The 25,491-nt window shown below is 45.7% G+C and carries 28 protein-coding genes; 7 read left to right on the forward strand and 21 right to left on the reverse strand.

Features of this window, described 5'->3' with window-relative positions:
* The 4 genes from GPK88_RS04610 to GPK88_RS04625 form a co-directional block, all read right to left on the reverse strand.
* The coding region (locus GPK88_RS04610) for a helix-turn-helix domain-containing protein (protein ID WP_215707562.1) at positions 1 to 357 on the reverse strand (357 nt) is incomplete at its 3' end.
* Between the two features lie 222 nt (positions 358 to 579).
* On the reverse strand, positions 580 to 954 hold the full coding sequence (locus GPK88_RS04615; protein ID WP_215707563.1) for a hypothetical protein: 375 nt from the start codon (positions 952 to 954) through the stop codon (positions 580 to 582).
* The gene (locus GPK88_RS04620) at positions 954 to 1,409 is read right to left on the reverse strand and encodes an iron-containing alcohol dehydrogenase (protein WP_173761876.1); all 456 of its coding nucleotides are present in this window, start codon (positions 1,407 to 1,409) and stop codon (positions 954 to 956) included. The genes GPK88_RS04615 and GPK88_RS04620 overlap by 1 nt, the downstream gene beginning before the upstream one ends.
* A complete protein-coding gene (locus tag GPK88_RS04625) occupies positions 1,406 to 2,584 on the reverse strand; it encodes a pyridoxal phosphate-dependent aminotransferase (RefSeq protein WP_173761875.1) in 1,179 nt (392 codons plus the stop codon). The genes GPK88_RS04620 and GPK88_RS04625 overlap by 4 nt, the downstream gene beginning before the upstream one ends.
* Before the next feature lie 157 nt (positions 2,585 to 2,741).
* Between GPK88_RS04625 and GPK88_RS04630 the strand changes: the two genes are divergently transcribed.
* Positions 2,742 to 3,584, forward strand: a complete 843-nt coding sequence (locus tag GPK88_RS04630) for a MerR family transcriptional regulator (RefSeq protein ID WP_173761874.1) — start codon at positions 2,742 to 2,744, stop codon at positions 3,582 to 3,584.
* A gap of 50 nt (positions 3,585 to 3,634) precedes the next feature.
* Here the strand turns inward: GPK88_RS04630 and GPK88_RS04635 are convergent, their stop codons facing one another.
* The 8 genes from GPK88_RS04635 to GPK88_RS04670 all read right to left on the reverse strand — a co-directional run bounded on the left by GPK88_RS04635 (position 3,635) and on the right by GPK88_RS04670 (position 11,999).
* Entirely contained in the window at positions 3,635 to 4,783 is a 1,149-nt protein-coding gene (locus tag GPK88_RS04635) for an iron-containing alcohol dehydrogenase (RefSeq protein ID WP_173761873.1), read from the reverse strand.
* A gap of 14 nt (positions 4,784 to 4,797) precedes the next feature.
* Positions 4,798 to 6,015 (reverse strand): aspartate aminotransferase family protein, encoded by a 1,218-nt coding sequence (locus GPK88_RS04640; protein ID WP_173761872.1) that lies wholly within the window; start codon positions 6,013 to 6,015, stop codon positions 4,798 to 4,800.
* Complete coding sequence (locus tag GPK88_RS04645) at positions 6,012 to 6,692, reverse strand: cytidylate kinase-like family protein (protein ID WP_173761871.1); 681 nt, start codon at positions 6,690 to 6,692, stop codon at positions 6,012 to 6,014. The genes GPK88_RS04640 and GPK88_RS04645 overlap by 4 nt, the downstream gene beginning before the upstream one ends.
* Positions 6,693 to 6,703: 11 nt before the next feature.
* On the reverse strand, positions 6,704 to 7,447 hold the full coding sequence (locus tag GPK88_RS04650; protein WP_270484394.1) for an amino acid ABC transporter ATP-binding protein: 744 nt from the start codon (positions 7,445 to 7,447) through the stop codon (positions 6,704 to 6,706).
* Between the two features lie 10 nt (positions 7,448 to 7,457).
* Complete coding sequence (locus tag GPK88_RS04655; protein ID WP_243119184.1) at positions 7,458 to 8,222, reverse strand: amino acid ABC transporter permease; 765 nt, start codon at positions 8,220 to 8,222, stop codon at positions 7,458 to 7,460.
* 18 nt (positions 8,223 to 8,240) lie between these two features.
* Entirely contained in the window at positions 8,241 to 9,113 is an 873-nt protein-coding gene (locus GPK88_RS04660; RefSeq protein WP_173761870.1) for a transporter substrate-binding domain-containing protein, read from the reverse strand.
* 242 nt (positions 9,114 to 9,355) lie between these two features.
* On the reverse strand, positions 9,356 to 10,552 hold the full coding sequence (locus tag GPK88_RS04665) for a PucR family transcriptional regulator (protein ID WP_148444900.1): 1,197 nt from the start codon (positions 10,550 to 10,552) through the stop codon (positions 9,356 to 9,358).
* Between the two features lie 172 nt (positions 10,553 to 10,724).
* Positions 10,725 to 11,999 carry an MFS transporter gene (locus GPK88_RS04670; RefSeq protein ID WP_173761869.1) on the reverse strand — a complete coding sequence of 425 codons (1,275 nt, stop codon included), beginning with the start codon at positions 11,997 to 11,999 and terminating at the stop codon, positions 10,725 to 10,727.
* Between the two features lie 477 nt (positions 12,000 to 12,476).
* Between GPK88_RS04670 and pdxS the strand changes: the two genes are divergently transcribed.
* Positions 12,477 to 13,358 carry a pyridoxal 5'-phosphate synthase lyase subunit PdxS gene (gene pdxS, locus GPK88_RS04675; protein ID WP_173761868.1) on the forward strand — a complete coding sequence of 294 codons (882 nt, stop codon included), beginning with the start codon at positions 12,477 to 12,479 and terminating at the stop codon, positions 13,356 to 13,358.
* Entirely contained in the window at positions 13,358 to 13,933 is a 576-nt protein-coding gene (gene pdxT, locus GPK88_RS04680; protein WP_173761867.1) for a pyridoxal 5'-phosphate synthase glutaminase subunit PdxT, read from the forward strand. Before pdxS ends, pdxT begins: the two co-directional genes overlap by 1 nt.
* Before the next feature lie 73 nt (positions 13,934 to 14,006).
* Here the strand turns inward: pdxT and GPK88_RS04685 are convergent, their stop codons facing one another.
* The 4 genes from GPK88_RS04685 to GPK88_RS04700 all read right to left on the reverse strand — a co-directional run bounded on the left by GPK88_RS04685 (position 14,007) and on the right by GPK88_RS04700 (position 16,812).
* A complete protein-coding gene (locus GPK88_RS04685) occupies positions 14,007 to 15,131 on the reverse strand; it encodes a DUF362 domain-containing protein (protein ID WP_173761866.1) in 1,125 nt (374 codons plus the stop codon).
* Positions 15,132 to 15,228: 97 nt separating this feature from the next.
* Positions 15,229 to 15,696 (reverse strand): DUF2284 domain-containing protein, encoded by a 468-nt coding sequence (locus GPK88_RS04690; protein ID WP_148444903.1) that lies wholly within the window; start codon positions 15,694 to 15,696, stop codon positions 15,229 to 15,231.
* Between the two features lie 49 nt (positions 15,697 to 15,745).
* Positions 15,746 to 15,943 carry a hypothetical protein gene (locus GPK88_RS04695; RefSeq protein WP_195565634.1) on the reverse strand — a complete coding sequence of 66 codons (198 nt, stop codon included), beginning with the start codon at positions 15,941 to 15,943 and terminating at the stop codon, positions 15,746 to 15,748.
* Complete coding sequence (locus tag GPK88_RS04700; RefSeq protein WP_173761865.1) at positions 15,940 to 16,812, reverse strand: LysR family transcriptional regulator; 873 nt, start codon at positions 16,810 to 16,812, stop codon at positions 15,940 to 15,942. Before GPK88_RS04700 ends, GPK88_RS04695 begins: the two co-directional genes overlap by 4 nt.
* Before the next feature lie 187 nt (positions 16,813 to 16,999).
* Between GPK88_RS04700 and GPK88_RS04705 the strand changes: the two genes are divergently transcribed.
* Genes GPK88_RS04705 through sdaAA form a run of 3 tightly spaced genes read left to right on the forward strand, consistent with a single transcriptional unit; the run spans position 17,000 to position 19,784 of the window.
* On the forward strand, positions 17,000 to 18,220 hold the full coding sequence (locus tag GPK88_RS04705) for a dicarboxylate/amino acid:cation symporter (protein ID WP_173761864.1): 1,221 nt from the start codon (positions 17,000 to 17,002) through the stop codon (positions 18,218 to 18,220).
* A gap of 5 nt (positions 18,221 to 18,225) precedes the next feature.
* Positions 18,226 to 18,894 (forward strand): L-serine ammonia-lyase, iron-sulfur-dependent subunit beta, encoded by a 669-nt coding sequence (gene sdaAB, locus GPK88_RS04710; RefSeq protein WP_173761863.1) that lies wholly within the window; start codon positions 18,226 to 18,228, stop codon positions 18,892 to 18,894.
* A gap of 20 nt (positions 18,895 to 18,914) precedes the next feature.
* Positions 18,915 to 19,784: an L-serine ammonia-lyase, iron-sulfur-dependent, subunit alpha gene (gene sdaAA, locus GPK88_RS04715; protein WP_215707564.1), complete on the forward strand. Its 870-nt coding sequence runs from the start codon at positions 18,915 to 18,917 to the stop codon at positions 19,782 to 19,784.
* Between the two features lie 131 nt (positions 19,785 to 19,915).
* Here the strand turns inward: sdaAA and GPK88_RS04720 are convergent, their stop codons facing one another.
* The 5 genes from GPK88_RS04720 to GPK88_RS04740 all read right to left on the reverse strand — a co-directional run bounded on the left by GPK88_RS04720 (position 19,916) and on the right by GPK88_RS04740 (position 24,376).
* Positions 19,916 to 20,698, reverse strand: a complete 783-nt coding sequence (locus tag GPK88_RS04720; protein WP_021976642.1) for an HAD-IIA family hydrolase — start codon at positions 20,696 to 20,698, stop codon at positions 19,916 to 19,918.
* A 47-nt stretch (positions 20,699 to 20,745) separates the two neighbouring features.
* Positions 20,746 to 21,558 (reverse strand): GTP pyrophosphokinase, encoded by an 813-nt coding sequence (locus GPK88_RS04725; protein WP_244092719.1) that lies wholly within the window; start codon positions 21,556 to 21,558, stop codon positions 20,746 to 20,748.
* A gap of 205 nt (positions 21,559 to 21,763) precedes the next feature.
* Positions 21,764 to 22,123 carry a P-II family nitrogen regulator gene (locus tag GPK88_RS04730; RefSeq protein ID WP_015527276.1) on the reverse strand — a complete coding sequence of 120 codons (360 nt, stop codon included), beginning with the start codon at positions 22,121 to 22,123 and terminating at the stop codon, positions 21,764 to 21,766.
* Positions 22,124 to 22,177: 54 nt separating this feature from the next.
* A complete protein-coding gene (locus GPK88_RS04735) occupies positions 22,178 to 23,416 on the reverse strand; it encodes an ammonium transporter (protein WP_148444910.1) in 1,239 nt (412 codons plus the stop codon).
* A gap of 234 nt (positions 23,417 to 23,650) precedes the next feature.
* The gene (locus GPK88_RS04740) at positions 23,651 to 24,376 is read right to left on the reverse strand and encodes a TraX family protein (RefSeq protein ID WP_244092718.1); all 726 of its coding nucleotides are present in this window, start codon (positions 24,374 to 24,376) and stop codon (positions 23,651 to 23,653) included.
* 237 nt (positions 24,377 to 24,613) lie between these two features.
* Here GPK88_RS04740 and nudC point away from each other — a divergent pair, with 237 nt between their 5' ends.
* Positions 24,614 to 25,450, forward strand: coding sequence for an NAD(+) diphosphatase (nudC, locus tag GPK88_RS04745; RefSeq protein ID WP_173761860.1), 837 nt, complete (start codon positions 24,614 to 24,616; stop codon positions 25,448 to 25,450).
* The last annotated feature ends 41 nt before the right edge of the window (positions 25,451 to 25,491 follow it).

The raw sequence follows: 25,491 nt of genomic DNA on the forward strand, positions 1-25,491 counted from the left end.
ATTGATGCAGACCGTAGAATAGCTGTTTTTATTCCGCTTTTTTGATTTGAACCTTGGAAAACCTGTTTTCAGCTGTTTGAAAAAGTTCTGAAATGCCATATCAAGGTGCCTGAGCGATTGTTGTAATGCGATACTATCTACTTCCTTTAAAAATCCGTATTCTTCCGTTTTCTTCATTGCAGCCATTTCTTTTGCACAAATAGTATATGTTACATTGGTCTTGTTCTCCTCATACTGCCTGATTTTTCTATCAAGCCAATGATTATATACCATTCTCACACATCCAAAAGTCTTAGCAAACAAAATCTTCTGCTCATCATTGGGATATATTCTGAATTTATATGCTCTGTTTGCCACCATGCCACTTCCTTTTCCTAGAAAAATCATCTACGATACTCGACCACAATCACAAGATGATAGTATAGTAAGAATGCTAAATGTGCGTTATTATCTAAATTTATTGTATTTTAATTTTTATTTTTATTATTCGACTAAATATACTATACTATGATTAGGATACTCTATCAAGTAGGTAACAGACGCAATTCATCTCCCACCTTAGAGGTTGGAGTCTTCTTGCTAGAAGAGGATAAAACTGAATGCAACTACGATACAGAACAGTGTACCACAGAGATCTACGATGGTTGCTCCGGTATCAGCGGAAATGATCACTTCCGGTCCGATATTAAATACAACCATCACTGCAAAAACAGCTCCGATGATCTTGGATACCAGATACAGCGGTGTGGTGGTAAACGCTCGTGTCAGATAATGATTCTTACGGATCCACTCCGGTTTTGCAAAGTAATCATAGGTACTCATGATTGCAGATACGATCAGGATAACTACGATAATGTAGCTTAAGCTTCCTCCGAACAGACCTTTGATCCAGCTTTTCAGGAAATTCAACAATGTAGTAAAGGATTCTCCCTGAGGGATTGGCACCAGAAACATCAGAATACCGAATGCGGAACCAATTTGTCGTAGAAGTAAAAGCTGTCAAAGTTTCCGTCTTCTTTATACACAACGGAAAGCGCGGTAGTTGCCGCGCAGGTGGCCGCGATAGTCGGGAAGGTAAATACCGGAAGACCGGCTTTCTCAGCAGTTCCCTTGGCTGTATCCAGAGCTTTTCCGCCGCCCATGCCGAAGATCATGTCTGCACCACATTTTTTTGCGTGCTCTGCCAGCTCTTCCATTCTTGCGTACGTGCAGTCTGTGCCGAAAAGAACCGTGTCTACGATCTGGATCTCAGAGGCCAGCGCCTGAATAAGCTTCTCTTTTCCTGCTTTCAACGCCATTTCTCCACCGATCAGCAGAGCTTTTTTCCCATAATGGCGGCACACTTCTCTGACATTCTGATACGCATCCTCACCGATGGTATAATTTGCGAAATTCACTGAGTATGTCATTTTAACAGCTCCTTCATTTTCTTCAGGCGGGAAAGTGCCTCGTCGATGGTTTTCTCCTCACGTGCAAAATGGAGACGGATCAGATTGTTGACATCCTCACGGAAAAAGCTTGATCCCGGCACTGCCGCAACCCCGATGTTTTTGATCATCCACTCGCAGAATTCTAGGTCTGTATAACCGGCAAACTGAGGAAGATCCAGGAATTCCTGAATGTCGATCATGACGAAATAAGTTCCCTGTGGAACATTGTGCTTCAGGCCGATCTCATCCAGGCCATTAAGGAAATGTTCTCTTTTCTTTGTATATAAAGCAAGAAGGTCTTCATAGTAGGATTCCGGGAAATTCAGTCCCACAACTGCTGCCTCCTGAAGTGGTGCTGCTGCTCCTACGGTCAGGAAATCATGAACTTTTTTTGCTCCCTCGATCACTTCCTCCGGTCCGATAAGATATCCAAGACGCCAGCCGGTGATGGAGTAGGTTTTGGAGAGGGAGTTACAGGTGATGGTGTGCTCGTACATTCCCGGAAGGGATGCCATGCATACATGTTCATTTGGAGCATAGACCATATGCTCATATACCTCATCTGTCACAACAAAGCCGTCGTATTTCACAGCAAGCTCACCGATGGCTGTCAGCTCTTCTCTTGTGAAAACTTTTCCGCATGGGTTAGACGGATTGCAGACGATGATGGCTTTTGCTCCGGCTTTGAATCCTTCCTCCACCAGATTGATATCAAATTCATAAGTCGGCGGTACCAGCGGAATGTAGATAGGCTCTGCTCCGGAAAGGATGGCATCAGCTCCGTAGTTCTCATAGAACGGGGAAAATACCATAACTTTATCTCCTGGATTGCAGATGGTCATCATGGCACTCATCATAGCCTCGGTTCCGCCGCAGGTTACTACGATCTCAGTCTCCGGATTGATCTCTCTTCCGATGGCTTTTCCCTGCTTTCTGGCAAGGGCTTCACGGAAGTTTTCTGCTCCGAAGGTTATGGAGTACTGGTGCGGTCCCTCGTAGGCTGTTTTTGCAAGTGCATCCAGGATTGCTTTCGGCGGATCAAAATCCGGGAATCCCTGAGACAGATTGATAGCTCCGTACTCATCGCTGATCCTGGTCATACGGCGGATCACGGAATCTGTAAATGTATTAACGCGGTCACTTAATTTGGGCATGGTTTTCTCTCCTTTTTATTCTTGTGCAGGTATCTCTTATTTTTCAGGACAGACTGGTTCCATTTAAGTCCGTCCACTCTGTCCGTTGCGTTCCTCTCAAAACAGCTATATAATAAAGTATACCGTTACGTTATAGTCAAGGAGGAATTGTATATTTATGCAAAAATTCAATGATCCATGCATAAAAACCGGAGATTTTGCACGTCTCTGCGGCACAAACAAGCGCACACTGATCCATTACGATGAGATCGGGCTGTTTAAACCTGCCTATACCGATGACCGTGGCTACCGTTATTACAGCGAAAGCCAGTTTGATGTATTTTTTACCATCAACTGTCTGAGTAAGCTTGGCATGCCTCTGAAAGAGATCGGTGCATTCTTAAACCACCGCAATCCCCAGGCATTAAAAAAACTCCTTCTCGAACAACGGGAAGAAGTTTTAAAAGAAGAAGAACGAATCCGAAAAACACGTCAGGTTATCGAAACGAAGCTTGCTCTTGTTTCTCTCCAGGAAAAGCTGGAAAGCAACCAGGCCGGGAGCAGCACGGAACATATTTTCCAGGAATATACACCGGAAGAATATATGATCCTAAGTGATCCATTAAACACCAATGACCACGAGGCCATCATCCACACCCTCTGCAGCCACATCGGCTACTGCAACAAAAACAACCTGAATGCCGGCCATCCTTATGGCGCCATGCTGGATGTCTCGGAACTGCGCCAGGGGCATCTGGATACCTATGCATATTTTTTCACCAAAGTCATTGACCGCCCGGAAGATTTCCCCTTCCATATCAAGCCTGCCGGCACTTATGCGGTGGCTTATCTGAAGGGGGATTACTATGATTCGGAGGAAACTTACAGGAAGCTGTTTCAGTGGATCGATGAAAATGGCTTTCGTACCGGGCAGTATTCCTATAAAGAAGCGATCATCGATGAGCTGGCCGCTGATTCCTCGGAGGAATATCTTACCAAGATTTCGGTACAGATTTTCTGAGTATCTGCCATGTGACAGGTCAGATACTTAGACACCTCAAATATTTACACTTACAACGCCTCTTTATACAGCGCCAGAATATCCTCCCACCCGGTTTTCCACGGATTCACCGCAATGTTTCCGCTTTTCATGGCATCGTCTGTCATCTGGGAAAAATGCTCATCCGTAACCCCTGCGTCAGATAATTTTGCCGGAATCCCAACCTGTGTGTTCAGCTCACGTACTGCCTGCTCCAGCATTCCCTTCGAAAACTCAGATGCATTTTTCTTTTCCGGGGAAATGTAATGATAGATCTTTTGATATTTTTGAAATGCTGCCTCTTCGTTATATTTCACGATATATGGAAAAAGGATTCCATTTGCAACCCCATGGGGCACATTGTAAAAAGCGCTGACCGGATGGCTCATTGCATGGATATTTCCAAGCCTTGCCCAGGAAAAAGCGATTCCCGCAAACAGGGAACCTGCTAGCATATCAGAAGCTGCCTCCAGGTTGCTGCGCTCTGCCACATAAGCACGGATACTCCTGCCGATCAATTCCATCGCTTTTTCACTCATGGCCTCGGAAAACGGGGATGCATCCAGAGAAACGTAAGATTCTTCCGCATGGATCAGTGCATCGATCCCACAGGCAGCTGCTACCGAAGCCGGTGCGGATGTAAGAAGCAGCGGATCCAGAAGTGCATAAGCCGGAATCAGTTTATAGGAAAATACTGTAAGCTTATAATTTCTCTTATGATCCGTGATCACAGAAAAAGCCGTAACTTCTGAACCGGTTCCTGCAGTTGTGGGAATTGCGATCAGTGGGATGATCTCGCCCGGAACTTTGTCCGCACCTTCATATTCTGTGATACTTCCGCCATATTTTGCCACAACACCTACGGCTTTTGCCACGTCCATGGGAGAACCGCCTCCAAGTGCAACAATAAAATCTGCCCCGCTTACCTTAAATGCTTCCGCTGCCCGTTCCACAGTCTCTACAGATGGATTTCCTTCCGTGTCGCAGAAAGTACTGACTGCGATGCCTGCCTGTGTCAGGATTTCCTCACACTGCCCGACTACACCAAGTCTGTTCAGTGTGGGACCGGAAATGATAAAACCATGTTTTCCTCCAAGCTTCCCGGCTGCCCCGGGAAGCTCTTTTAATACACCTTCACCAAAAAGAATATTCTGCGGTACGGAAAATGTAAATCTTTTCATGCTGTCTCCTCCGCTTATTTCGAAAGTGCTTTTACCGTTTCTTCGATGATCGCTGCCGCCTGATCGCAGTCTTCCTCCGTAATGATAAGCGGCGGTACCATACGGATGGTGTGTGCCCCAATTGCTGTGATCAGAAGGTGTCTGTCCAGGCATCCGTGTTTTACATCCACACCGGAAATGGTATCATCAAATTCCACACCTACCAGAAGTCCCTGTCCACGAATTTCCTTTACATGAGGGATCTTTGCAAGTTTTTCCATAAAATAGGCGCCCATTTTTGCCGCATTGCCGGCCAGATCTCTGTCAAGAAGTTCTCCAACCTCTGCAAGAGCTGCAGCACAGGAAACCGGATGCCCGCCAAAAGTTGTTCCATGAGAACCAGGCGTGAACGCTTTTGCCACTTCCTCTGTGGCACAGATCGCACCGATCGGCATGCCACCACCGAGGGCTTTGGCCATGGACACGATATCCGGTTTGATCCCGTAATGCATATAGCTCATCACTTTACCGGTTCTGCACCAGCCTGTCTGAACTTCATCAATCAGAAGAAGCATATCGTTCTCATCACAGAATTCCCGGAGGCCTTTCATAAATTCCATTGTAGCCGGATGGACACCGCCCTCGCCCTGTACGGGTTCTACCATGATGGCAATGGTATTTTCTGTGCAGGCATCTTTGAAAGCTTTGAGATCATTGTACGGTGCGTAGGAAAATCCGTAAGTCATGGGACCAAATCCAACCTGGCATCCGTTTCCCGGCTGGCCTGTGGCTGACATGGCACCAAAAGTTCTTCCATGGAATCCCATTTTTGCAGTTACGATATGATAACGGTTTGGACCGTACTTTTCGATTCCATATTTTCTGGCCATCTTGATCATAGCTTCATTTGCCTCTGTACCGGAGTTCTGGAAAAAGATCTTGTCCATTCCGATGGTTGTGCAGACTTTTTCCGCAAGAAGGGCCTGTGGAATGGTATAGGGATAGTTGAAGGTATGCATCAGTGTCTGTGCCTGATCTACAACTGCTTTTACAACTTTTTCATTGCAGCTTCCTGCGGAGTTTACTGCGATACCTGCATAAAAATCCAGATATTTTTCTCCTTTTTCATTGTAGATATACTGATCTTTTGCACTTTCTGCCAGAAAATCCATTCTCTCATAAGTCTCGATCATGTATTTGTTTACTTTTTCCTTGATATCCTCAAATGTCAGTCCTGTTTCTTCCAGCTTCATTTCGTTTCCTCCCCTTTTACCATTTTTTCTGATAAGATCTGATCCCGTGTGATCAGGTCTTTCATTACCAGATATTCTTCGATCATCTTTACGCATCCTGCAATTCCGACTTTTTCGCTGTTCAGCGTCATATCGTAATTGACGGGATTGGTCCAGTAATTTCCTTTTGTATAATATTTATAATAGTCCGCTCTGTACTTATCTGTATTCTCGATGGTGGCTGCTGCCACATCCGCAGATACTTTCATCCGCTGCATGGTACGGGCCAGACAGAAGGCACGTGGAGCTTCGATATAGATGCTGACCACATTTTTTCTGCCCTTCAGAACATAGTCCGCACATTTTCCAACGATCACACAGGATTCCTGATCTGCCAGGTTCCGGATAATCTGTGACTGATACTCAAACAACCGGTCGTCGGAAACAAATTTTTCATTTCTTGCAATGTACTGTCTGGATCTGGGCAGCCCTTTAAGGAATCCTGTAAAGCCTCCGTTATTCCGGATACGCTCATTGATATCCAGGAAGAGCTTTTCATCCAGTCCGCTCATCTGGCTTGCCAGTGTCAGGATACGGTTTTCATAACAGTGGATCCCAAGATCTTTTGCCAGCATGGAAGCGATCTCTTTTCCGCCTGTTCCGAAACCTCTTGCAAAAGTTACAATAAAATTTTCCATTTTCCTGCCTCCTATCCTGCCAGATACCTGCTTAAAAACTCTCTGGTACGGGCGTTTTTCGGATTTTTAAACAGCTCTGCCGGAGGTGCGTCTTCCACAATGTAACCCTGATCCATAAAAATCGTTCTGGTAGAAACATCTCTGGCAAACGCCATCTCATGGGTTACAATGATCATGGTAAGTCCTGTGGTTGCCAGTTCTTTCATAACATTTAAGACTTCTCCTACCATCTCCGGATCAAGGGCTGAGGTCGGTTCGTCAAAAAGCAGGACCTCCGGGTTCATGCAGAGAGATCTTGCAATGGCAACCCTCTGCTTCTGTCCACCGGAAAGTTGTGTGGGGTTCGCATTGATAAACGGTGCCATTCCCACCTGTTTGAGATGTGTGATCGCCCGGTCAAAAGCTTCCTCTTTTGACAGATGGAGTACTTTTCTTGTACAGAGCATACAGTTCTGAAGAACCGTCATGTTGTTAAAAAGATTAAAAGACTGAAAAACCATGCCCACCTTTGACCGGTAATCATTGATCTCCTTCTGTACTGCCCCGATCTCTTTTCCGTGGTATCGGATCTTTCCGCTGGTCTGTGTTTCCAGTTTGTTGATGCAGCGGAGCAGCGTGGATTTTCCGGAACCGGAAGAACCTACGATACAGATGATCTCTCCTGGCTCCACGTTGAAATCAATTTTTCGCAGTACCTCATGCTGTCCAAAAGATTTACTTAATTCTTCAACGGATATGATTGCATCACCCATAATTTCTCCCTCCTTACGGATTGTCCATATATTCCACTGCAAGTGCATAGTTCTCTGTTTTTTTCATTTTCTTCTCAAGGAAAGTAAACAGACGGTTGAATACAAAACAGAGTACAAAATAGATCACTGCGATCACAAGATAGGATTCAAAATATTTATAATAATTTCCGCCTACAGTTTTCGCTGCCATAAACAGCTCCTGAACTGCGATAACATTCAGAACGGAAGTCATTTTCAGATTTGTAAGAAATGTATTTGCCATCTCAGGGATGATATTTTTGAAGGCCTGCGGAAGTACTACATAGATCATGGTCTTCATAGGTGACATTCCCATGGCCCAGGCGCCTTCCCTCTGTCCCATATCAATGGAACCGATGCCGGCTCTGACAGTTTCTGCCATATAAGCTCCGGTGTTCAGTACCGTTACCATAACACCTGCAAACAATGGTGTAATATTCACATTTGCCTGACGGATACCATAATACAGGACCATTGCCTGAACGATCATTGGCGTATCTCGGAAAACCTCCACATAGATCCTGCAGATTGCCTTTAAGATTTTAAAAATTCCTTTTTTCAGAATGCTGTCGCCTTCATTGATACGGATATCCTGGATGATACCGATGATATAGCCAAGCAGGAAACCAAGAATGGTTCCTGCTACAGCTATATAGAGAGTCAGCCAGGTCCCTTCCAGAAACATACCGGAATATTTTTTTGCCAGAAAGATCATCCATTCCAGGGAATTGGAAGGATCTGTAATTGAAAAGCCTAACATATCTCCACCTCACTTGGACTAGTTCGCTGCCGGCTGCTGTGTCAGAACAGTATCCATCAGCTCATCCATTTTCTCTTTATCGTTCCAGCCGATGTCATCCATAGCACCCTGCAGCTTATCTCTCAGCTCTGTGTCATCTTTTCTTGTTGCAATGCAGACATTGACCATTTCATCATCATCTTTAAAGGTATCCTTCTCATCCAGGTTGATGATCTTCAGATCCTTGTTTGTCAATGCTGCTGATTCTGCTGTAGGAACATCTACAACGCAGACATCTGCAACTCCGTTGGAGATTGCCATAAAGCACTCGGATGTTGTCTCATAGTTTCCGGACTGCTCTGCACCGTCGATCTGATCCAGAAGCGGTACCCATCCGGTTCCAAGCTGTGTGGTAACCTTGCAGCCTGTTCCTGCAAGATCGGAAAGGCCTTTGACATCATCATATTTGCCGCCTGCCTTTACCACGATACAGTTATCTCTGTAATAATATGGTTCTGTAAATGCATATGATTTTTCTCTTTCTGCCGTTTTTCCCATACCTGCGATAATACAGTCATAATCGCCGGCATCCATGGAGATTCCGATGGAAGACCACTCCACCTTGTGGATCTCCAGCTTCATTCCAAGCTGATCTGCAAGCTTCTGGGCTACTGCCACATCGTAGCCATATGCGTAATAATCACTGCCGTAAATAGGTTCTGCCTTGCTTCCGTCCGGGGTTGTGTCGGTATCCTGGGTCCAGTTAAACGGTGCATATGCACATTCCATACCTACTCGTAACACATCCTCATCAGATTTATCTGCTGCCCATGTGGAAGCCGCTGTAGATGCTAACATTGCTACGGAAATAATACCTGTGATCATCATTTTGCCTAAAAGATTTTTTTTCATATTCGTTTCCTCCTCTTCTACATAGCTGGCACAAAACATATTTACCTGGTCGACCTGAACGTTTTCGCCTGAAAACAAAAAGGGCGCTGAAAGAATTTTTTCATTTCCTTCAACGCCTTTGTTGTTTTGATGAACTCCATTATACTCAGGAGAATTTTTTCGTCAACTTTCATTTTGCACAAATTAACTGTTCATTTTGCATAGTGCAGATGCCTGATACTGTATTCGCATGAACCTGACCATCAGGAAAACATCAGCCGTTTGATCAGGATGCAGTTCACCACATCCAGATATTCCATGTAGTCATCCAGCTCAAAATCCACCAGTTCCTGGATCTTGTTCAGCCGGTACTGCAGGGAATTTCTGTGGATAAAAAGTTCCTGGGCTGTTTTTCCCACGCTGAATCCGTTCATATAATAGGCAAGCAGGGTATCCAGGAGAAACGTTCCGTTGGCGTGGTCGTATTCTTCCAGTTTTCCAAGCCTTTCATTACAGTAATTCAGGATCTCATCATGGTTATCGTTATTGAACAGATACTGGTAAATCCCCATGGCTGTGGCACTTAAAACTTTCTTGTGTTTGGGATTTGGAAGCATGTCTTTTTTGGGGATCAGCCGTTTTGCCTCCTGATAGCTGGTACCGAAATCTGCCGGATTGGTGTAGATCCCGCCCAGGATACAGGTGCTCCGGATGGTTCCGTGAAACTGGGGGCTGGCATCGATCTTCTGCAGGACTTTCTCCAGCTCATGCTCGATACTTTTGTCCTTTTTTGCCTCAAAAAGAAGAACAAACTTGTTAAGAAACCTGAGGAACATGGGCTTTCCTTCCATTTCCATAACTTCCTGGTTCAGATAATTGGCATAATATTCATAGATATGTTCATCCTGTTCCAGATTGATGCCATACTTCCGGTCAGCCACAATAATCCCAACTCTGCAGGGTGTGGTGAAATTGATCCCGAACTGCTGGGAGATCTTCTCGATATAACGGTCATTGATATCATAGCCAAACAGAAGATTATACAGATAATCTCCCATCCGCTTATTCTGCATTTCATATTCCAGAATGATCTTTCCCACACTCTGGGCAATATCCACAAATGAGGCCCCTTCCCACCGGATGTAAAACAGCGGAAGTTTCAGCTCATTGGCTTTGTCGATCATTTCTTTTGGAACAGGTTCCCGGTCATCGGTGATGGAAATCCCAAATCCGGAAATTCCAAGTCCATACAGTTCTTCCATGGCTTTCTGCGCTTCCGCAAGATCAAACCGGACATAATCTACCACGCACAGGGCAAAATTTCCCTGGTTCATATGCTCCGCAAACGGCCGGGTCTGCACCATATAGGTCCATGTGACAGGTCTTGTAAGACCCTTTTCCCCGGCGATCAGTTCCACTCCGTCCAGCTGCAGTTCCAGTATATCCTGACAGGTGATCATATGCATTCTCCTTTATCTTTGCAATATTTCACACGCTCTCCTTCATAAATACCGGAAAGTAAACCTTATTCCCCGCTTCTATATGCTCATGAACGCAGTCACATCGTGATCTATCCGTTCCAATTTTCTCATCCTGACAATTATCCTAGCAGAAATATCAGATTCCGGCAACTTATAACGCTGTACCAATCTTTGTGCTGACAGATTTTTCAGCACGCTCTTTTACAAGGTTTCGTCCAAGCAAAGTCAGGCATACAAATGCGATCACCGCAAAAACAGCTCCGATTCCAAATACCACGTTCATTCCATAACCATTGCCTCTTACCAGGCCGGAAATTGCCGGTGCGCCAAAGGTTGCGAATACGATACCAAACATGACAAATCCATAATTTTCCCCTGTGTGCTTCATTCCGAAAATGGAACTTGTCAGAGACGGGAAACTTCCCATGATACCGCCGTAGCAGCCGTACATCAGAACAACGGCAACGGTTACTGCCAGAGATCTGGATGAAAAAAGACCTCCCATAGCGATCACTGCCACAATCAGTACTCCTTTGATGCAGACGATCCTTCCCACTTTATCTGCCAGTGTGGGAAGTACCAGTCTTGCTCCTGCATTGACAATGGAACCCAGCATAACGGCGCTGACTGCCACTGCGGACGGAATCCCGAGATCAATCTGATAGGTCTGGGATACTGGTGAAACCATAAAATAAGAGGTCAGTCCAAAGAACATGGTCGCAAGGAGAAGATAAAAATTCTTTGTACGCATCATCTCTCCGGATGTGTATTGTTTCACCTCCGGTGTCCCTGCCTTTACCCCAGAGCCGCCTGCGTTTATCAGGCTCTTTTCCGGTGCCTGAAAAAAGATGCCGCACAGGATCCAGGAAACCGTGATGGCCACGCCAACGATCAGAAGGGTTTTCTGCACGCCTTCCGCTTCCAGCAGTTTTCGGCTCAGCGGCGCCAGGAAAAATCCGCAAAGTCCGTTGGCAGTTACCACAACACCGGAAGCAAATCCGGTGCGGTCCGGAAACCATCTCTGTACTGTTGCCAGGATCACCGTATAGATCATTCCCTGACCAAATCCCTGCATCACGCCATAGGTAAGATACATAGGAACCGGTGTGGGCACGATCAGGAAAGCAGATGCCAGAATTCCTGCCGCAAAGATTCCTCCGCCGATCCATACGATCGTTTTTTCCTTAAAGTGGTTCTGCATCCTTCCGCCTACGATGTTTCCAAATACAAAGGTGCTCAGTGCCAGGTAAAAGCACATGGATGCCTGTCCCTGACTCCACCCTGCCTGCTCCATCACATAAGGCTGGTAAATGGACCATACATGCGGATATCCGGTAAAAAAGATCGCGAAAGCTCCGAATATCATAGTCAGCAGACGCTGTTTTTTCTGTGTTCCTGTTAAATTCAGCTGCAATGCTCCTGTCATAATTTCCTCCCCTGAAAAACTTTCCGGCCTGTTTGCGTGCCGTTTTTTATTTTGCGTGCTAAATGCGTGTTTATTTTGTTGTATGTATGTTATCACACGCTATTTGATTATGCAATATAAATTTATATCTTTTCTGTTTTTCTCATTTTTGTCTAAATCATCCCTTTATTTCTTTGTATATTATTCACAATGGCACCACTTTTAGCACGCATGTGCACGCAATTATTTTTCTCTGTAATCCTTATTTTTTCTAAACTGTACACGTTATGTTTCTTTTTGGGTACAAAAAAGCACGCATTTCAAACAGGCGTGCTTTTCCGTTCTTCTTATTTCTTTTCCGCTTTATCTGTTCACAGCTTCAAAACTGTCCCTTTAAAAATTATTATTTTTGGATATTTTTAAATGCACAATCCCGGTTTATAATCTGTAACCATCAGAAATCAAACACGAAACCAAAGATCAGGGAGGATAAAGATCATGTCTACAACAAACGAAAGATATAAACTGAACAAAGAACTGGCACAGATGTTAAAGGGCGGTGTGATCATGGATGTCACCACCCCGGAGCAGGCTAAGATCGCAGAGGCTGCCGGTGCCTGTGCGGTTATGGCGCTGGAGCGTATCCCTGCAGACATCCGTGCGGCAGGTGGTGTTTCCCGAATGAGTGACCCAAAGATGATTGAGGGAATCCAGAATGCGGTTTCCATTCCTGTTATGGCCAAATGCAGGATCGGACATTTTGTGGAGGCCCAGGTGCTGGAAGCCATTGAGATCGACTATATTGATGAAAGTGAAGTGCTTTCTCCTGCGGATGATATCTATCATATCAACAAAAGAGACTTTAAGGTTCCTTTTGTATGCGGTGCCAAAGATCTTGGCGAAGCACTCCGCCGTATCAATGAAGGTGCTTCCATGATCCGTACAAAAGGTGAACCAGGAACCGGTGATATCGTTCAGGCAGTCCGCCATATGCGAAAAATGAACAGCGAGATCGCAAAACTTACCAGCATGCGTGAGGACGAACTCTTCGAAGCCGCAAAAACACTCCAGGTTCCTTATGAGCTGGTATCCTATGTTCATGACAACGGCAGACTTCCGGTTGTAAACTTCGCGGCCGGCGGTGTTGCCACTCCTGCAGATGCCGCTCTTATGATGCAGCTTGGCGCGGAAGGTGTATTCGTTGGTTCCGGTATCTTCAAATCCGGAAATCCGGCCAAAAGAGCCGCTTCCATTGTAAAAGCAGTTACCAACTACACCGATGCAAAGCTGATCGCAGAACTTTCCAGAGATCTCGGCGAGGCCATGGTGGGAATCAATGAACAGGAAATCGCCTTACTGATGGCAGAAAGAGGCAAATAATGACAATTGCGGTACTGGCTTTACAAGGTGCTTTTGCAGAACATGAAAAGGTTCTTGACCGCCTTGGCGTTTCTCATATCGAGCTTCGCCAGGCCAGCGATCTTGACCAGCCTTTTGATGCACTGATCCTCCCGGGCGGAGAAAGCACCGTTCAGAGTAAACTTTTAAAAGAACTTGAGATGTTTGAACCCCTGAAAAAAAGAATAGAAAACGGAATGCCCGTCCTGGCTACCTGCGCCGGACTGATCCTTCTGGCGTCGGAAATCGAAGGACAGGACAGCTGTCATTTCGGCACCATTCCCATGTGCGTCCGCAGAAATGCCTATGGACGACAGCTGGGAAGCTTCCATACAGAAGAAACGGTTGAATCTGTGGGCAAAGTCCCCATGACTTTTATCCGTGCGCCTTATGTATCTGACGTTTATGAGGATACAAAGATACTGGCATCTGTCGAAGACCGGATCGTTGGCGTACAGTACAAAAATCAGCTGGCTTTTGCCTTTCATCCGGAACTGGATGAAGACACCCGGATCCATAAAAAATTTCTGGAGATCGTCCGGAATTCCTGTAACTGAAAATCCGGGAACACAGTCCATACTACTCTGTGTTCCCGGATCTTCTGATATTTTCTGAGATTTATTTTCCCACTTATTTAATTGTCTTCAGCTCATACTCTCTGGTTCCAAGGCCAATCTTTTCTGCCTGATCCAGAGTTGCCTTCCACTCAATATTCGGATTGGAATCCTTAAAGTGGTCATGATGGCAGTGCCATCCCGGCTCTGCCAGATGCTCTCCAAGCTGGCTGTTGGCGATCGGTGTTGCCTTCAGGCAGGCATCTGCACAGGCCTGATCCAGTGCAACCGGGTCAAAGCTTGCGAACATTCCGATATCCGGAAGGATCGGCGCATCATTTTCACCATGGCAGTCACAGTTAGGGCTGATATCCTGTACCAGTGCAATATGGAAATGGGGACGTCCGTGACAGACAGCCTGTGCATACTCTGCCATCTTGCGGTCAAGAAGCTCGTTTGCACTGCTATTCGGATTGTATACGGCATCATAGCTGCAGGCCCCGATACAGCGGCCACAGCCTTTGCATTTATCGTAATCGATAACTGCTTTCTTGTTTATATATGTAATCGCATCACTTCCGCACTCTTTCGCACAACGGCGGCAGCCACGACAGACATCTTCATGGATGGCCGGCTTTCCGCTGGCATGCTGCTGCATTTTTCCGGCACGGCTTCCGCATCCCATACCGATATTCTTCAGAGCACCGCCAAAGCCGGTTGTCTCATGTCCCTTGAAATGGCTGAGACTGATAAAAATATCTGCGTCCATGATAGCATGTCCGATCAGGGCAGTTTTGCAGTATTCTCCGTTTACTACCGGAACTTCTACTTCATCGGTTCCTCGAACTCCGTCACCGATGATGATCTGGCATCCGGTTGTGATCGTGTTAAATCCGTTAAGATTTGCACAGTCCAGATGCTCCAGTGCATTCTTTCTGCTTCCCGGATAAAGAGTATTACAATCTGTCAGGAACGGCATTCCGCCCTGCTCCTTACAAAGATCTGCGACTACCTTTGCATAGTTCGGACGAAGGAATGCCATATTTCCAAGCTCTCCGAAATGCATCTTGATGGCTACGAATTTTCCATCCATATCGATATCTTTGATTCCTGCGGCAACACAGAGTTTTTTCAGTTTGTCCAGCTGGCTGGTTCCTACCGGACAACGAAAATCAGTGAAATAAACTGTTGATTTCTCCATTCTGGTTTTCCTCCTGTTTGATCATTTCAAAATAAATTTACCCTTTTCCTGACAATATGTCCAGTTTTTATACAAAAATGTATAAAAATGCGCTACTCTACTCTCGAAAAAGAATCTGCGAAAAATACCGGAACTTTCCATCATTGGTCCAGCACTGCATTCCCACAGCATCTGCCATCTTCTGCGCATCCACACAATAGGCAGACATACAGGAATTATGCTTGTATGGTCCGGCGCTCATAATCAGAAGATCTGTTTTTCCGGACTCTTTCATCTTCTCCGCCAGCTGTTCGGTCAGTCTGTTATGAGCGAGTTTTGCCTTTTTGTAGTCCATAAGACTGTCCTGGGTTGTCTGAAGCACCAGGGTTTTTTCGTAATTCAGGGCACGCTCTTTCATTTCTTCCACAGTTCCGCTTTCCGGTGGACAGGCAGGATTTTTGTCATAATTGCCGCAGGCATTCTCCTCACAGAAAACACGGTATTCCGGCACAAATACCAGTTTATCCGTGTCCATCACTGCAGCATCGGAAAATCCCAGTTTTTTTGCTTCTTCAATAAAGTCCATTTTTCTCTCTCCTGTGTTTTTCTTTTATAGTGCCACATTTTGAAACGGATTACAAGAGCAGACAGCCCGCTCCGCTTTCCAGCTGTGCAGCTCCTGACTTCAGACTGCCGGTTTCCTCTGACAGTGCGGCACTTCCGGATTTCAGATTTTCCATTCCGCTTACCAGTGTGCTGCTTCCGGATTTCAGCTGTTTTGTTCCTGCTGCCAGTTTACTGCTTCCGCCCGCAAGAGAAAAAAGGCAGATCACTCTGCCGCCAGACGGATAAATTCTTCCATCTCTCTTGTCTTAAATTTATTCTTATGGTAAAAGATCTGCCGGTACATGGATATCTCCACGTCTTCCACATGTAAAAGGGCGATCCGTCCTTTCCGGATATCCCGCTCCACAGCCAGGTATGGCAAGAAAGAAAGTCCGTGATTTTTTTCCAGCATGCGGATGATAAAAGCGGTGTCACTGATCTCCAGCACCGGGGACAGCGCCTGCTTCTTAAGAGCCAGCTGCTGATCCAGGGCCTGGCGATAATTGGCGTTCTTTTCTGTAAGGAAAAAAGGCTCTTCTAGGATATCTTCCATCTTTAACGTCTTTCCCGCAAACTCTGAATCCGCGGATGCCACAAACACTACCGGCTCCGCCTTCTCCATAACTTTCACCCAGTTCTGATCCCACCTCGGGGTATCCAGTATGTAGATTAAGTCCAGACCGTTATGCTCCATCATCCGGATCAGCTGCTCCGGTGTGTCGATGGTCACCTGCAGACTGACTTTTGGGTGAAACTCGCGGAACTTACCTAAGACTGAAGGAAGCTTGGCTGTACAGAGGGATTCTATCGTTCCGATATGCAGTGGATTTTTCAGTTCCGCATCATCATTCATTGATTTTTTTGCTTTATTTACATCATATAAGATCCGGCTTGCATGTTCCAGAAATTCTTTTCCGGACGGAGTAAGCAGCACGCGCTTTCCGGTTCTGTCAAAAAGCCGGGTTTCCAGTTCATTTTCCAGGAGACGGATCTGGACTGTGATGGCTGACTGGGAGTATCCCAGAACTTCTGCTGCCCTTGAAAAGCTCTGAAGTTGTGCCACATGTACAAACGTCTCCAACTGACGGATTTCCATGATTTTTCTCCCTTTTTCTATGAAAATTTTTCATCGTGATGATGAAATCTGTGAATTTGCCTTATTATTATATCAATGTTACAATACAATCACGAAGACGTCAATCGTATTTTTGTGCAAATTCACCAAAGCTTTTGGAATTTGCCAGGCAACCACATATTTTCATACTTAGGAGGAAAGAATCCAAATGGAAAAGAAAAAAATCAAGATCGGACTGGTTCCGAAGCTGATCATTGCCATCATTGTAGGTATCCTGTTCGGCCAGTTCCTTCCGGAAGGCTTCTGTCGCTTTGTTGTAACCCTTTCCGGATTTTTCAGTACCTTTTTAAAATTTGTCATCCCGCTGATGATCCTTGCCTATGTGACCATGGGTATTGCAGATCTTTCACAGGGTGCAGGCAAGCTTCTTCTGATCACAGTGGCTCTGGCATATGGCTCCACTCTGATCGCAGGTTCCGCATCCTATCTGGTGTCATCCAACCTGTTCCCTCACTTTATGAGTGAAGGTGCACTGGACCAGATCGCGGCTACTGCTGATGCATCCCTGACACCGTATTTCAGTATTACCCTGAGCCCTGTCATGGATACCCTTTCCGCAGTTGCCCTTGCCTTTGTGATGGGCCTCTGTCTCTCTTCCATGCGTGGAAAAGAGATGGGAAACAGCCTTTATAATGGAATGAGCGACTTTTCCAAGATCATTGACAAAGTCCTTCATACCATTATCATCCCGCTGCTTCCGCTTTACATCTGCGGAACTTTCACAGATATGACTATTTCCGGAAAAACATTTGCTATCTTAAGCATCCTCTGGAAAGTGTTCCTTGTTGTAATCATCATGCATCTGATCTGCATTACGATCCAGTTCTTGATCGCAGGTACTGTAAGCAAGAAGAATCCTTTTACCCTGATCAAAAACCAGATCCCGGGATATACCACAGCTCTTGGAACCCAGTCTTCCGCAGCTACCATTCCGGTCAACCTGGAATGTGCAAAAAATGACGGTGTATGCGAGCAGATCCGTAACTTCGTAGTTCCGCTCTGTGCAAACATCCACATGGCCGGTTCCATGATCACCATCACAGCCTGTGCAACAGCAGTCTGTCTTATGAACCAGCTGCCTATCAGCCTCGGAACTGTTGTTCCGTTTATCATGACTCTTGGTGTTGCCATGGTCGCATCCCCGGGTGCTCCAGGTGGTTCCATCATGACTGCCCTTCCGTTTCTTTACATGGTATTCGGAGCCGAAGCCGGTGATCCGGACGGCGCTATCTGCGCTATTATGGTTGCCCTTTACATTACACAGGATTCCTTCGGAACTGCCTGTAACGTATCCGGCGACAATGCCATCGGCGTAATCGTTGATACCATTTATAAGAAATTTATTGTAAAAACACCACAGGAGAATTAAGAAAAATGTCTTTTATCAGCGTATTTGACGTTATGGGCCCGAATATGATCGGTCCTTCCAGTTCTCATACCGCAGGTGCGGCGCGGATCGCTTTCCTTGCCCAGAAGATGATCACGCCGCCCCTGAAAAAAGTGGAGTTCACCCTTTACGGTTCCTTTGCCAGAACATACAAAGGACACGGTACAGACCGTGCCCTCCTTGGCGGGATCATGGGCTTTTCCACCGATGATATGCGTATCCGGAATTCTTTTGACATTGCCACGGATAAGGGAATTGACTTTTCCTTTACCCCCAATGAAGTGGAAACGGATGTGCATCCCAACACAGTAGATATCCATATGGTCAATGACCAGGGACAGGAAATGACGGTCCGGGGCGAATCTCTTGGCGGAGGCAAAGTCCGCATTGTGGAGATCAACCACGTAAAAGTGGATTTCACCGGCGAATACAGCGCCATCATCGTGATCCATCAGGATACCCCTGGTGTTGTGGCTTACATCACCAGATGCTTAAGTGAACGTAACATTAACATTGCTTTCATGCGCCTTTTCCGTGAATCCAAGGGAACCACCGCCTACACTATTGTGGAATCCGACGGCCATCTTCCGGAAGATATTGTAGAAAGCATTCACCAGAACACCAACATCCATGATGTCATGGTTGTCCAGATGTAGGGAAAAGGAGGAAACATTTCATGGATTTTAAAAATGCAAAAGAAATCCTTGCTCTCTGCCAGGAAAAAAATCTTCCAATTTCCGAGGTCATGCGCCAGCGTGAGATCCTCCTCGGCGAGACCACTGCCAAAATCGTGGATCAGCGCATGGACCGGGTTCTGGAGATCATGAAGGACGCTGCTTTTTCCCCGATCAAAAATCCGGTAAAGTCTATGGGCGGCCTTATCGGCGGTGAATCCCGGAAGCTCTACGAATTTCAGTTCCAGGGAAAAAGTCTCTGCGGCAATGTCCTCTCAAGAAGTATTACCTACGCTATGGCTACTCTGGAAACCAACGCTTCCATGGGCCTTATCGTTGCTTCTCCTACTGCCGGCAGTGCGGGGATCGTTCCCGGACTGATGCTTGCCCTTCAGGAAGTTTACGAATTTTCTGATGAAAAGATCCGCCAGGCACTTTTTAATGCAGGTGCCATCGGCTATCTTGCCATGCGTAACGCAACTGTCGCCGGTGCCGTAGGCGGATGCCAGGCTGAGGTTGGAATCGCTTCCGCAATGGCTGCTTCTGCTGCTGTGGAACTTCTTGGCGGTACGCCGTTGCAGTGTACGTATGCTGCTTCCACGGTTCTCATGAATATGCTGGGCCTGGTATGTGATCCGGTCGGCGGCCTGGTGGAATATCCGTGTCAGAACCGTAACGCAGCCGGTGTTTCCAATGCCCTCATTGCGGCAGAAATGTCTTTGGCAGGTATCACACAGTTTATCCCGCTGGATGAGATGATCGATACCATGTATACGGTGGGCAAAAAGCTTCCTGCCGAGCTTCGTGAAACTGCTCTTGGTGGCTGTGCGGCCACACCTTCTGCATGTGAGAGATGTCATCTTTGCAGTTGATGCTGTTTTTCATAAGCGGCCCATCATTATAACTATGAATAAAAACGGAGAATTCCTGAACTTTTCTTTCGGGAATTCTCCGTTTTCTATTCTTATAAAGTTTAGCTTATAATCTCATGCGTAAACATCTTTTATTTCTCCAGCACCGGAATGTCTCCCACACCGTTGAGGATCAGGCGCGGTCTGTACGGGAATTTGTCTACGGTTTCTCTTGTGGATACACCGGAAAGTACAAGAACTGTGTCAAGGCCTGTCTCAATACCGGCAATCACATCGGTATCCATACGGTCACCGATCATTACGGCTTCATTGGAATGTACGCCCAAAATACGAAGTCCGGTACGCATCATCAGAGGGTTTGGCTTGCCGACATAGTATGCCTGTTTGCCTGTGGTTGCCTCGATAGGTGCCACAAATGCACGGCAGGCCGGTGCGATTCCGCCTTCGATAGGACCTGTAATGTCTGTGTTGGTTGCAATGAGCTTGGCACCTTTGTTTACCAGGTTCATGGCACGTAAGATATGCTCATATCCGTATGTGGTCGTCTCACCTACAACTACATAGTCCGGGGAAACATCATCGATGGTGATCCCTGCATCATACAGAGCATTGTAAAGGCCATGATCTCCGATTACATAAGCGCTGCATCCCGGAGCCTGGCTCTGCAGGAACTTGGCAGTTGCAAGTGCACTGGTATAAAAATGTTCTTCCCCAACATCCAGTCCCATACGGAGAAGCTTCTCGTGAAGTTCTCTCGGGGAACGACTGCTTGCGTTGGTAAGGAACAGAAAGCTCTTATCTTCTCTCTGAAGCCATTCCACAAATTCCTTTACTCCGTCAAGAAGTTTGTTTCCGTGGTAGATCACACCATCCATATCGCAGATAAATCCTTTTTTGGATCTTAATGTTTCCATAAATTCCTCCCTGTCTGATGCGGATATTCGCAATCTGAATCCGCTGATTAATTCGTTTCTTTGTATACGATCTTCTCGATCTTATTTCGTAATTTCAGCATTCTGTAATCCAGATTTGCAATTTCTTCTGCATATTTTTTTAATTCTGCTTCAATTTCCGCATTGTCTCTTTTTTTATAATACAATTCATATTCTAACACAGACCAGTAATCCATTGCAATGGTCCGAAGCTGTATTTCCACCAGTTCTTTCTGCTCGCCTTCTGCAGAATAGATGGGAACTTTTATGATGAGATGCAGGCTTTTGTAGCCGTTTTTCTTTGGATTTCTGATATAATCCTTGATCCGGACAATCTCGATATCTTTCTGCATTTCCAGGAATTCTGCCACCTGGTAAAGTTCATCCTCAAAAGGACAGACCACGCGGATGCCGATGAGATCTTTCAGATTTTTCCTGGCTGTCTCGAAATCCGGTTCCAGTCCTTTTTTCAGAAGTTTTGCGTAGATGCTCTCCGCACTTTTGATCCGACTGGTAATCTGACTGATCACGGTACGTTTTTTCTGCCCGGAAAGTTCCGCATTGATCATCTTCAATTTTGCCATAAGGATATCAATAGCTGCCTTGCAGCGGAGACGGTAGTCCGGATCTTTGATGTAGCTTGCGATAGCTGCTGTTTTTTCTGCTGCCAGCTTCTGATTTTCCAGTTCCGTTGAATCCATAACTTTGCTCTGCTCTGATTTCTGAGCCGGATCATCCTTTTTGGGATTTTCCTTCTTCTGCGCCTCTTTGGCCTGTGTGAATCCTTCTTTCATGGATTTCTGTTTTTTACTTATTTTTTTCTTTGATTTCTTTTTTGTCATTTTTGCCTTATCTGTTATTTTCAGTTTTCGTGTACATCTTATATATTATACCGGCCACATGATATTTTTCATCAAATCAGCGTAAGGCTATTGTTAAATCTGTGGTAAAAAAGTCCTCCGAAAAGTCTCAAGGTCATATCTCCTGATATCCCTGTGACTTCCCGAAGGACTCTTTCACACATCATTTACATATTAATGAAACAATTTACAGGAATTCCGACTGCAGCGCATCGTATCCGGTCTCGCCGGTACGGATGCGGACGGCGTTTCGGATCTCATAGCTGAATATCTTTCCATCGCCGGGATCGCCGGTAAAGGCGGCTTTCTGCACGGCATCAATGACTTTGATCTCCCAGTCCTCTGAAGATACCACGATCTCAAATTTGATCTTCGGTTTCAGAAATACATCGATCTTGGAACCACGGACATATTCTGTGTAACCACGCTGGGTTCCACATCCCATGATCTGGGTCACGGTAAAACCGTTTACCTGGATCTCATTTAATGCGGCTTTGACATCTTCCATTTTTTCTTCTCTTACAATTGCTTCTATTTTTATAAGCATACGATTTCCTCCATTTTCGCACGATCATTGCCATAAAAAATTCTTTTCTTATGATCAGTCAAATCCATTGAATGACGGATATGCATTCTCGCCATGCTGGGTTGCATCCAGACCAACCAGTTCTTCCTTCGGATCTACACGAAGGGGTGTAAAGATCCGCACGATTCCGATACAGATCAGAGTTCCCACAATAGCAACCGCAATGGTAATCACAATACTTAAGACCTGTGCCAGAAACAGCCGGTAATCGCCAAACACCAGGCCATCCCATTTTGCAACGGAATTAACAGAAGATTTTCCGAAAAGTCCTGTGGCGATTCCGCCCCAGATACCACCGATACCATGGCAGCCAAAAGCATCCAGCGCATCGTCAATCTTCAGTTTCTGTTTCAGAAGGATCACCGTAAAGTAACAGATCGGGCTTACCAGGATTCCAATGATAAAGGATGCCCACACCGGTACAAAACCAGCCCCCGGTGTGATCGCTACCAGACCAATTACAAGACCTGTGGAGGCACCCACCAGCGTCGGTTTTCCCTCACGGATCACCTCGATCAGCATCCAGGTCAGAAGTGCACAGGCAGAAGAAATACTGCTGGTCATAAAAGCATGCGCTGCAAGACCGTCTGCTTTCAGGGCACTTCCTGCATTAAATCCAAACCAGCCAAACCACAACATGGCTGCTCCGAGAAATACAAATGGAATGTTGTGTGTACGATAGGTTGCTTTTGCATAGCCACGTCTCTGTCCCAGATAAATGGCAAGAACCAGCGCACTGACACCAGAACTGATATGTACCACGTTTCCACCTGCAAAATCCACAGAACCGATGGCTGCCAAAAATCCGCCGTCTCCCCAGACCATATGTGCCATCGGATAATACACAATCAAAGACCAGATCGCAACAAAGAAAAACAGTGCCTTAAAACGCATTCTTCCAACTACGGCACCGGTGATCAGCGCCGGTGTGATCATGGCAAACATCATCTGGAACGCCACAAATACCAGATGTGGGATCGTATCCGCATAAGGTCCCGGCTCCCAGCCTACACCGTTCAGCGCAAACCATCTCAGATCTCCGATGATCCCGCCATGGTTTCCACCAAATGCCAGCGAATATCCAAACAATGTCCACATAACAACAGACAGTCCCATGATCGCCCCACAGGCCATCATGGTATTTACCACATTTTTTCTGCGGACCAGTCCTCCGTAGAAAAACGCAAGCCCAGGTGTCATAAAGAACACAAAGGCTGTACAGATCAGCATAAAGCCAGTATCTCCTGCATTCATAATCCTTTCCTCCTCGATTCCCTCACTTATTTCTGCAACGCAAAAAGCGCCTGGAAACTTAATTTCCAGACGCCTTTGTCATGTCAGTTAGCATAGCAGATAATTTTTCGGTTTTCAAGAGTTTTTCCGTTATTTTTCTGTTTTCTTACAGAATTACTATGTTTTATGTGGATATGGAGTTTATTTTCGGCAATCTATCCGGTTATAAATGTTGAGAAAATTTTATCTTATTTCTTACTGTACCATAATTCGGACTATACTTAAGATCAGCAGATGGGCCGGATAAAAAATATAGAAAAACCACTTGGAAAACTTCGGTGCTTTCTCGGATTTTTTTCCATTGTAGAAGTTCAGGATAATAATTCCCGACACTACAATTCCAACTGCAGACAGCAATGCATGGACCATCGCCGGGCCAGACGCCATTTTTTCTGCATAGGAGCCGTAATTAAACAGCACAAAAAGAATCGCACCGACTCCATAAGCGGTTATCATCTTTTTCCGGTTCCCCCAGCCTGCGTAAAACCAGATGGTAAAAACCGGCGCCAGAATCGCCCAGTCCGAAAAAACGGACAGTAAAAGAAGCAGGATCAATAACGGAACTCTCCATGGACTTGCCATCATTTTTTCCTGAATCACCAGGATCATAAAACAGATAAACAATGTAAAAATCATATTCAGCTGGGAAAATCCGAAAGCCATCATATAGGGAACCTGAGAGATTCCGGCAAAGATCAGAAGTCTTTCGCCATATTTTCTTCTGGAATGGGTATAATAGAAACCTTCCACAAGGAAATAACACATGGTGATGGCTGTAAAATAACCAATATCCACCAGTACTTCCCAGAGAATTGTGTTTTCCGGCAGAAGTACATTGGCAATATGGTTCAAAAGCATGGTAAAAATCGCCAGATACTTAATGGCATCCCGGGTCAGGCCCGGCTTTTCTGTTGTTGGCATAATGTTAGGTTCTCCTTCTGTGCGTTATGTAATACTCTTATCTTACACTTCTCTCTTGATCTCAGGCAATGGGATTTACACAATTTTCATAAACTTTATCAGATTTTTCTCTTAAGAAAAGGAAGGTTGCCTTTTTTCATCGGTAAGCTTATACTGTAGAAAGCGTGCTGTATTTTATACGGCAAAACTTATCAGAAAACACTGAAAAACAATAACTTCGGAAAGGAATTATCGATCATGATCCAGGATATCGCACCGCATACCTATCACAACGAATACAAACCTGTGGCTCCGGATAAATCAAGCCACATCCTCGCCTATGAAGAGGGTAAGATCCTTATGAAAAAAGACGGCGAGACCATGACTCTTCCAAGCTTTGGTGAGCTGGAGGGAAAAGTCGGGAATCTGTATGAAAATTATATCTATCTCTTCTCTGTTGACGAGGAACATTTTTACCTGATCCCGGATCTGGATACCAGTCTTCTGCCGGATTATCAGTTTGAGATCACCCGCGTACTCCGTACAGCTGAACCACAGTATCTGGCATTTGCGGGAATCACCGGATACCAGCTTTTCCAGTGGTACAGCAAACGCCGTTTCTGCGGCTGTTGCGGCAAACCGATGGTACATGATAAGGCAGAGCGTAAGATGATCTGCCCAGCCTGCGGAAACGGAGAATATCCGGTACTTTCCCCGGCTGTAATCGTGGGTGTTACCAATGGTGACAAGCTAATCCTTTCCAAATATGAAGGCCGCAACCACACCCGCTACGCCATGATCGCAGGCTTTGCAGAGATTGGTGAGACCATCGAGGAGACCGTTCACCGTGAAGTTATGGAAGAAATCGGCGTAAAAGTCAAAAATCTCCGCTACTACAAGAGCCAGCCATGGTCCTTCTCCGGAACTCTTCTGTTCGGCTTCTACTGCGATCTGGACGGTGACGATACTCTCACTGTAGACCACAACGAACTTTCCATGGCCTCCTGGTTTAACCGGGAAGATATTCCTGATGAGGGCGACAATATCAGCCTTACCAAGGAAATGATGATGGCGTTTAAGCATGGAAAAGCCTGAAGCATCCACTTATCTAATTTCATAGAGAAACACCGGTCATT

The sequence above is a fragment of the Blautia sp. MCC269 genome (genome assembly GCF_018785655.1).
Taxonomy (GTDB): domain Bacteria; phylum Bacillota; class Clostridia; order Lachnospirales; family Lachnospiraceae; genus Blautia_A.

Excerpts from the sequence above, each read along its gene's own strand:
- GPK88_RS04615 (WP_215707563.1), bottom strand. The coding sequence starts at position 954 with ATGTTTCTGGTGCCAATCCCTCAGGGAGAATCCTTTACTACATTGTTG.
- GPK88_RS04620 (WP_173761876.1), bottom strand. The coding sequence starts at position 1,409 with ATGACATACTCAGTGAATTTCGCAAATTATACCATCGGTGAGGATGCG.
- GPK88_RS04625 (WP_173761875.1), bottom strand. The coding sequence starts at position 2,584 with ATGCCCAAATTAAGTGACCGCGTTAATACATTTACAGATTCCGTGATC.
- GPK88_RS04630 (WP_173761874.1), top strand. The coding sequence starts at position 2,742 with ATGCAAAAATTCAATGATCCATGCATAAAAACCGGAGATTTTGCACGT.
- GPK88_RS04635 (WP_173761873.1), bottom strand. The coding sequence starts at position 4,783 with ATGAAAAGATTTACATTTTCCGTACCGCAGAATATTCTTTTTGGTGAA.
- GPK88_RS04640 (WP_173761872.1), bottom strand. The coding sequence starts at position 6,015 with ATGAAGCTGGAAGAAACAGGACTGACATTTGAGGATATCAAGGAAAAA.
- GPK88_RS04645 (WP_173761871.1), bottom strand. The coding sequence starts at position 6,692 with ATGGAAAATTTTATTGTAACTTTTGCAAGAGGTTTCGGAACAGGCGGA.
- GPK88_RS04655 (WP_243119184.1), bottom strand. The coding sequence starts at position 8,222 with ATGTTAGGCTTTTCAATTACAGATCCTTCCAATTCCCTGGAATGGATG.
- GPK88_RS04660 (WP_173761870.1), bottom strand. The coding sequence starts at position 9,113 with ATGAAAAAAAATCTTTTAGGCAAAATGATGATCACAGGTATTATTTCC.
- GPK88_RS04665 (WP_148444900.1), bottom strand. The coding sequence starts at position 10,552 with ATGATCACCTGTCAGGATATACTGGAACTGCAGCTGGACGGAGTGGAA.
- GPK88_RS04670 (WP_173761869.1), bottom strand. The coding sequence starts at position 11,999 with ATGACAGGAGCATTGCAGCTGAATTTAACAGGAACACAGAAAAAACAG.
- pdxS (WP_173761868.1), top strand. The coding sequence starts at position 12,477 with ATGTCTACAACAAACGAAAGATATAAACTGAACAAAGAACTGGCACAG.
- pdxT (WP_173761867.1), top strand. The coding sequence starts at position 13,358 with ATGACAATTGCGGTACTGGCTTTACAAGGTGCTTTTGCAGAACATGAA.
- GPK88_RS04685 (WP_173761866.1), bottom strand. The coding sequence starts at position 15,131 with ATGGAGAAATCAACAGTTTATTTCACTGATTTTCGTTGTCCGGTAGGA.
- GPK88_RS04690 (WP_148444903.1), bottom strand. The coding sequence starts at position 15,696 with ATGGACTTTATTGAAGAAGCAAAAAAACTGGGATTTTCCGATGCTGCA.
- GPK88_RS04700 (WP_173761865.1), bottom strand. The coding sequence starts at position 16,812 with ATGGAAATCCGTCAGTTGGAGACGTTTGTACATGTGGCACAACTTCAG.
- GPK88_RS04705 (WP_173761864.1), top strand. The coding sequence starts at position 17,000 with ATGGAAAAGAAAAAAATCAAGATCGGACTGGTTCCGAAGCTGATCATT.
- sdaAB (WP_173761863.1), top strand. The coding sequence starts at position 18,226 with ATGTCTTTTATCAGCGTATTTGACGTTATGGGCCCGAATATGATCGGT.
- sdaAA (WP_215707564.1), top strand. The coding sequence starts at position 18,915 with ATGGATTTTAAAAATGCAAAAGAAATCCTTGCTCTCTGCCAGGAAAAA.
- GPK88_RS04720 (WP_021976642.1), bottom strand. The coding sequence starts at position 20,698 with ATGGAAACATTAAGATCCAAAAAAGGATTTATCTGCGATATGGATGGT.
- GPK88_RS04725 (WP_244092719.1), bottom strand. The coding sequence starts at position 21,558 with ATGACAAAAAAGAAATCAAAGAAAAAAATAAGTAAAAAACAGAAATCC.
- GPK88_RS04730 (WP_015527276.1), bottom strand. The coding sequence starts at position 22,123 with ATGCTTATAAAAATAGAAGCAATTGTAAGAGAAGAAAAAATGGAAGAT.
- GPK88_RS04735 (WP_148444910.1), bottom strand. The coding sequence starts at position 23,416 with ATGAATGCAGGAGATACTGGCTTTATGCTGATCTGTACAGCCTTTGTG.
- GPK88_RS04740 (WP_244092718.1), bottom strand. The coding sequence starts at position 24,376 with ATGCCAACAACAGAAAAGCCGGGCCTGACCCGGGATGCCATTAAGTAT.
- nudC (WP_173761860.1), top strand. The coding sequence starts at position 24,614 with ATGATCCAGGATATCGCACCGCATACCTATCACAACGAATACAAACCT.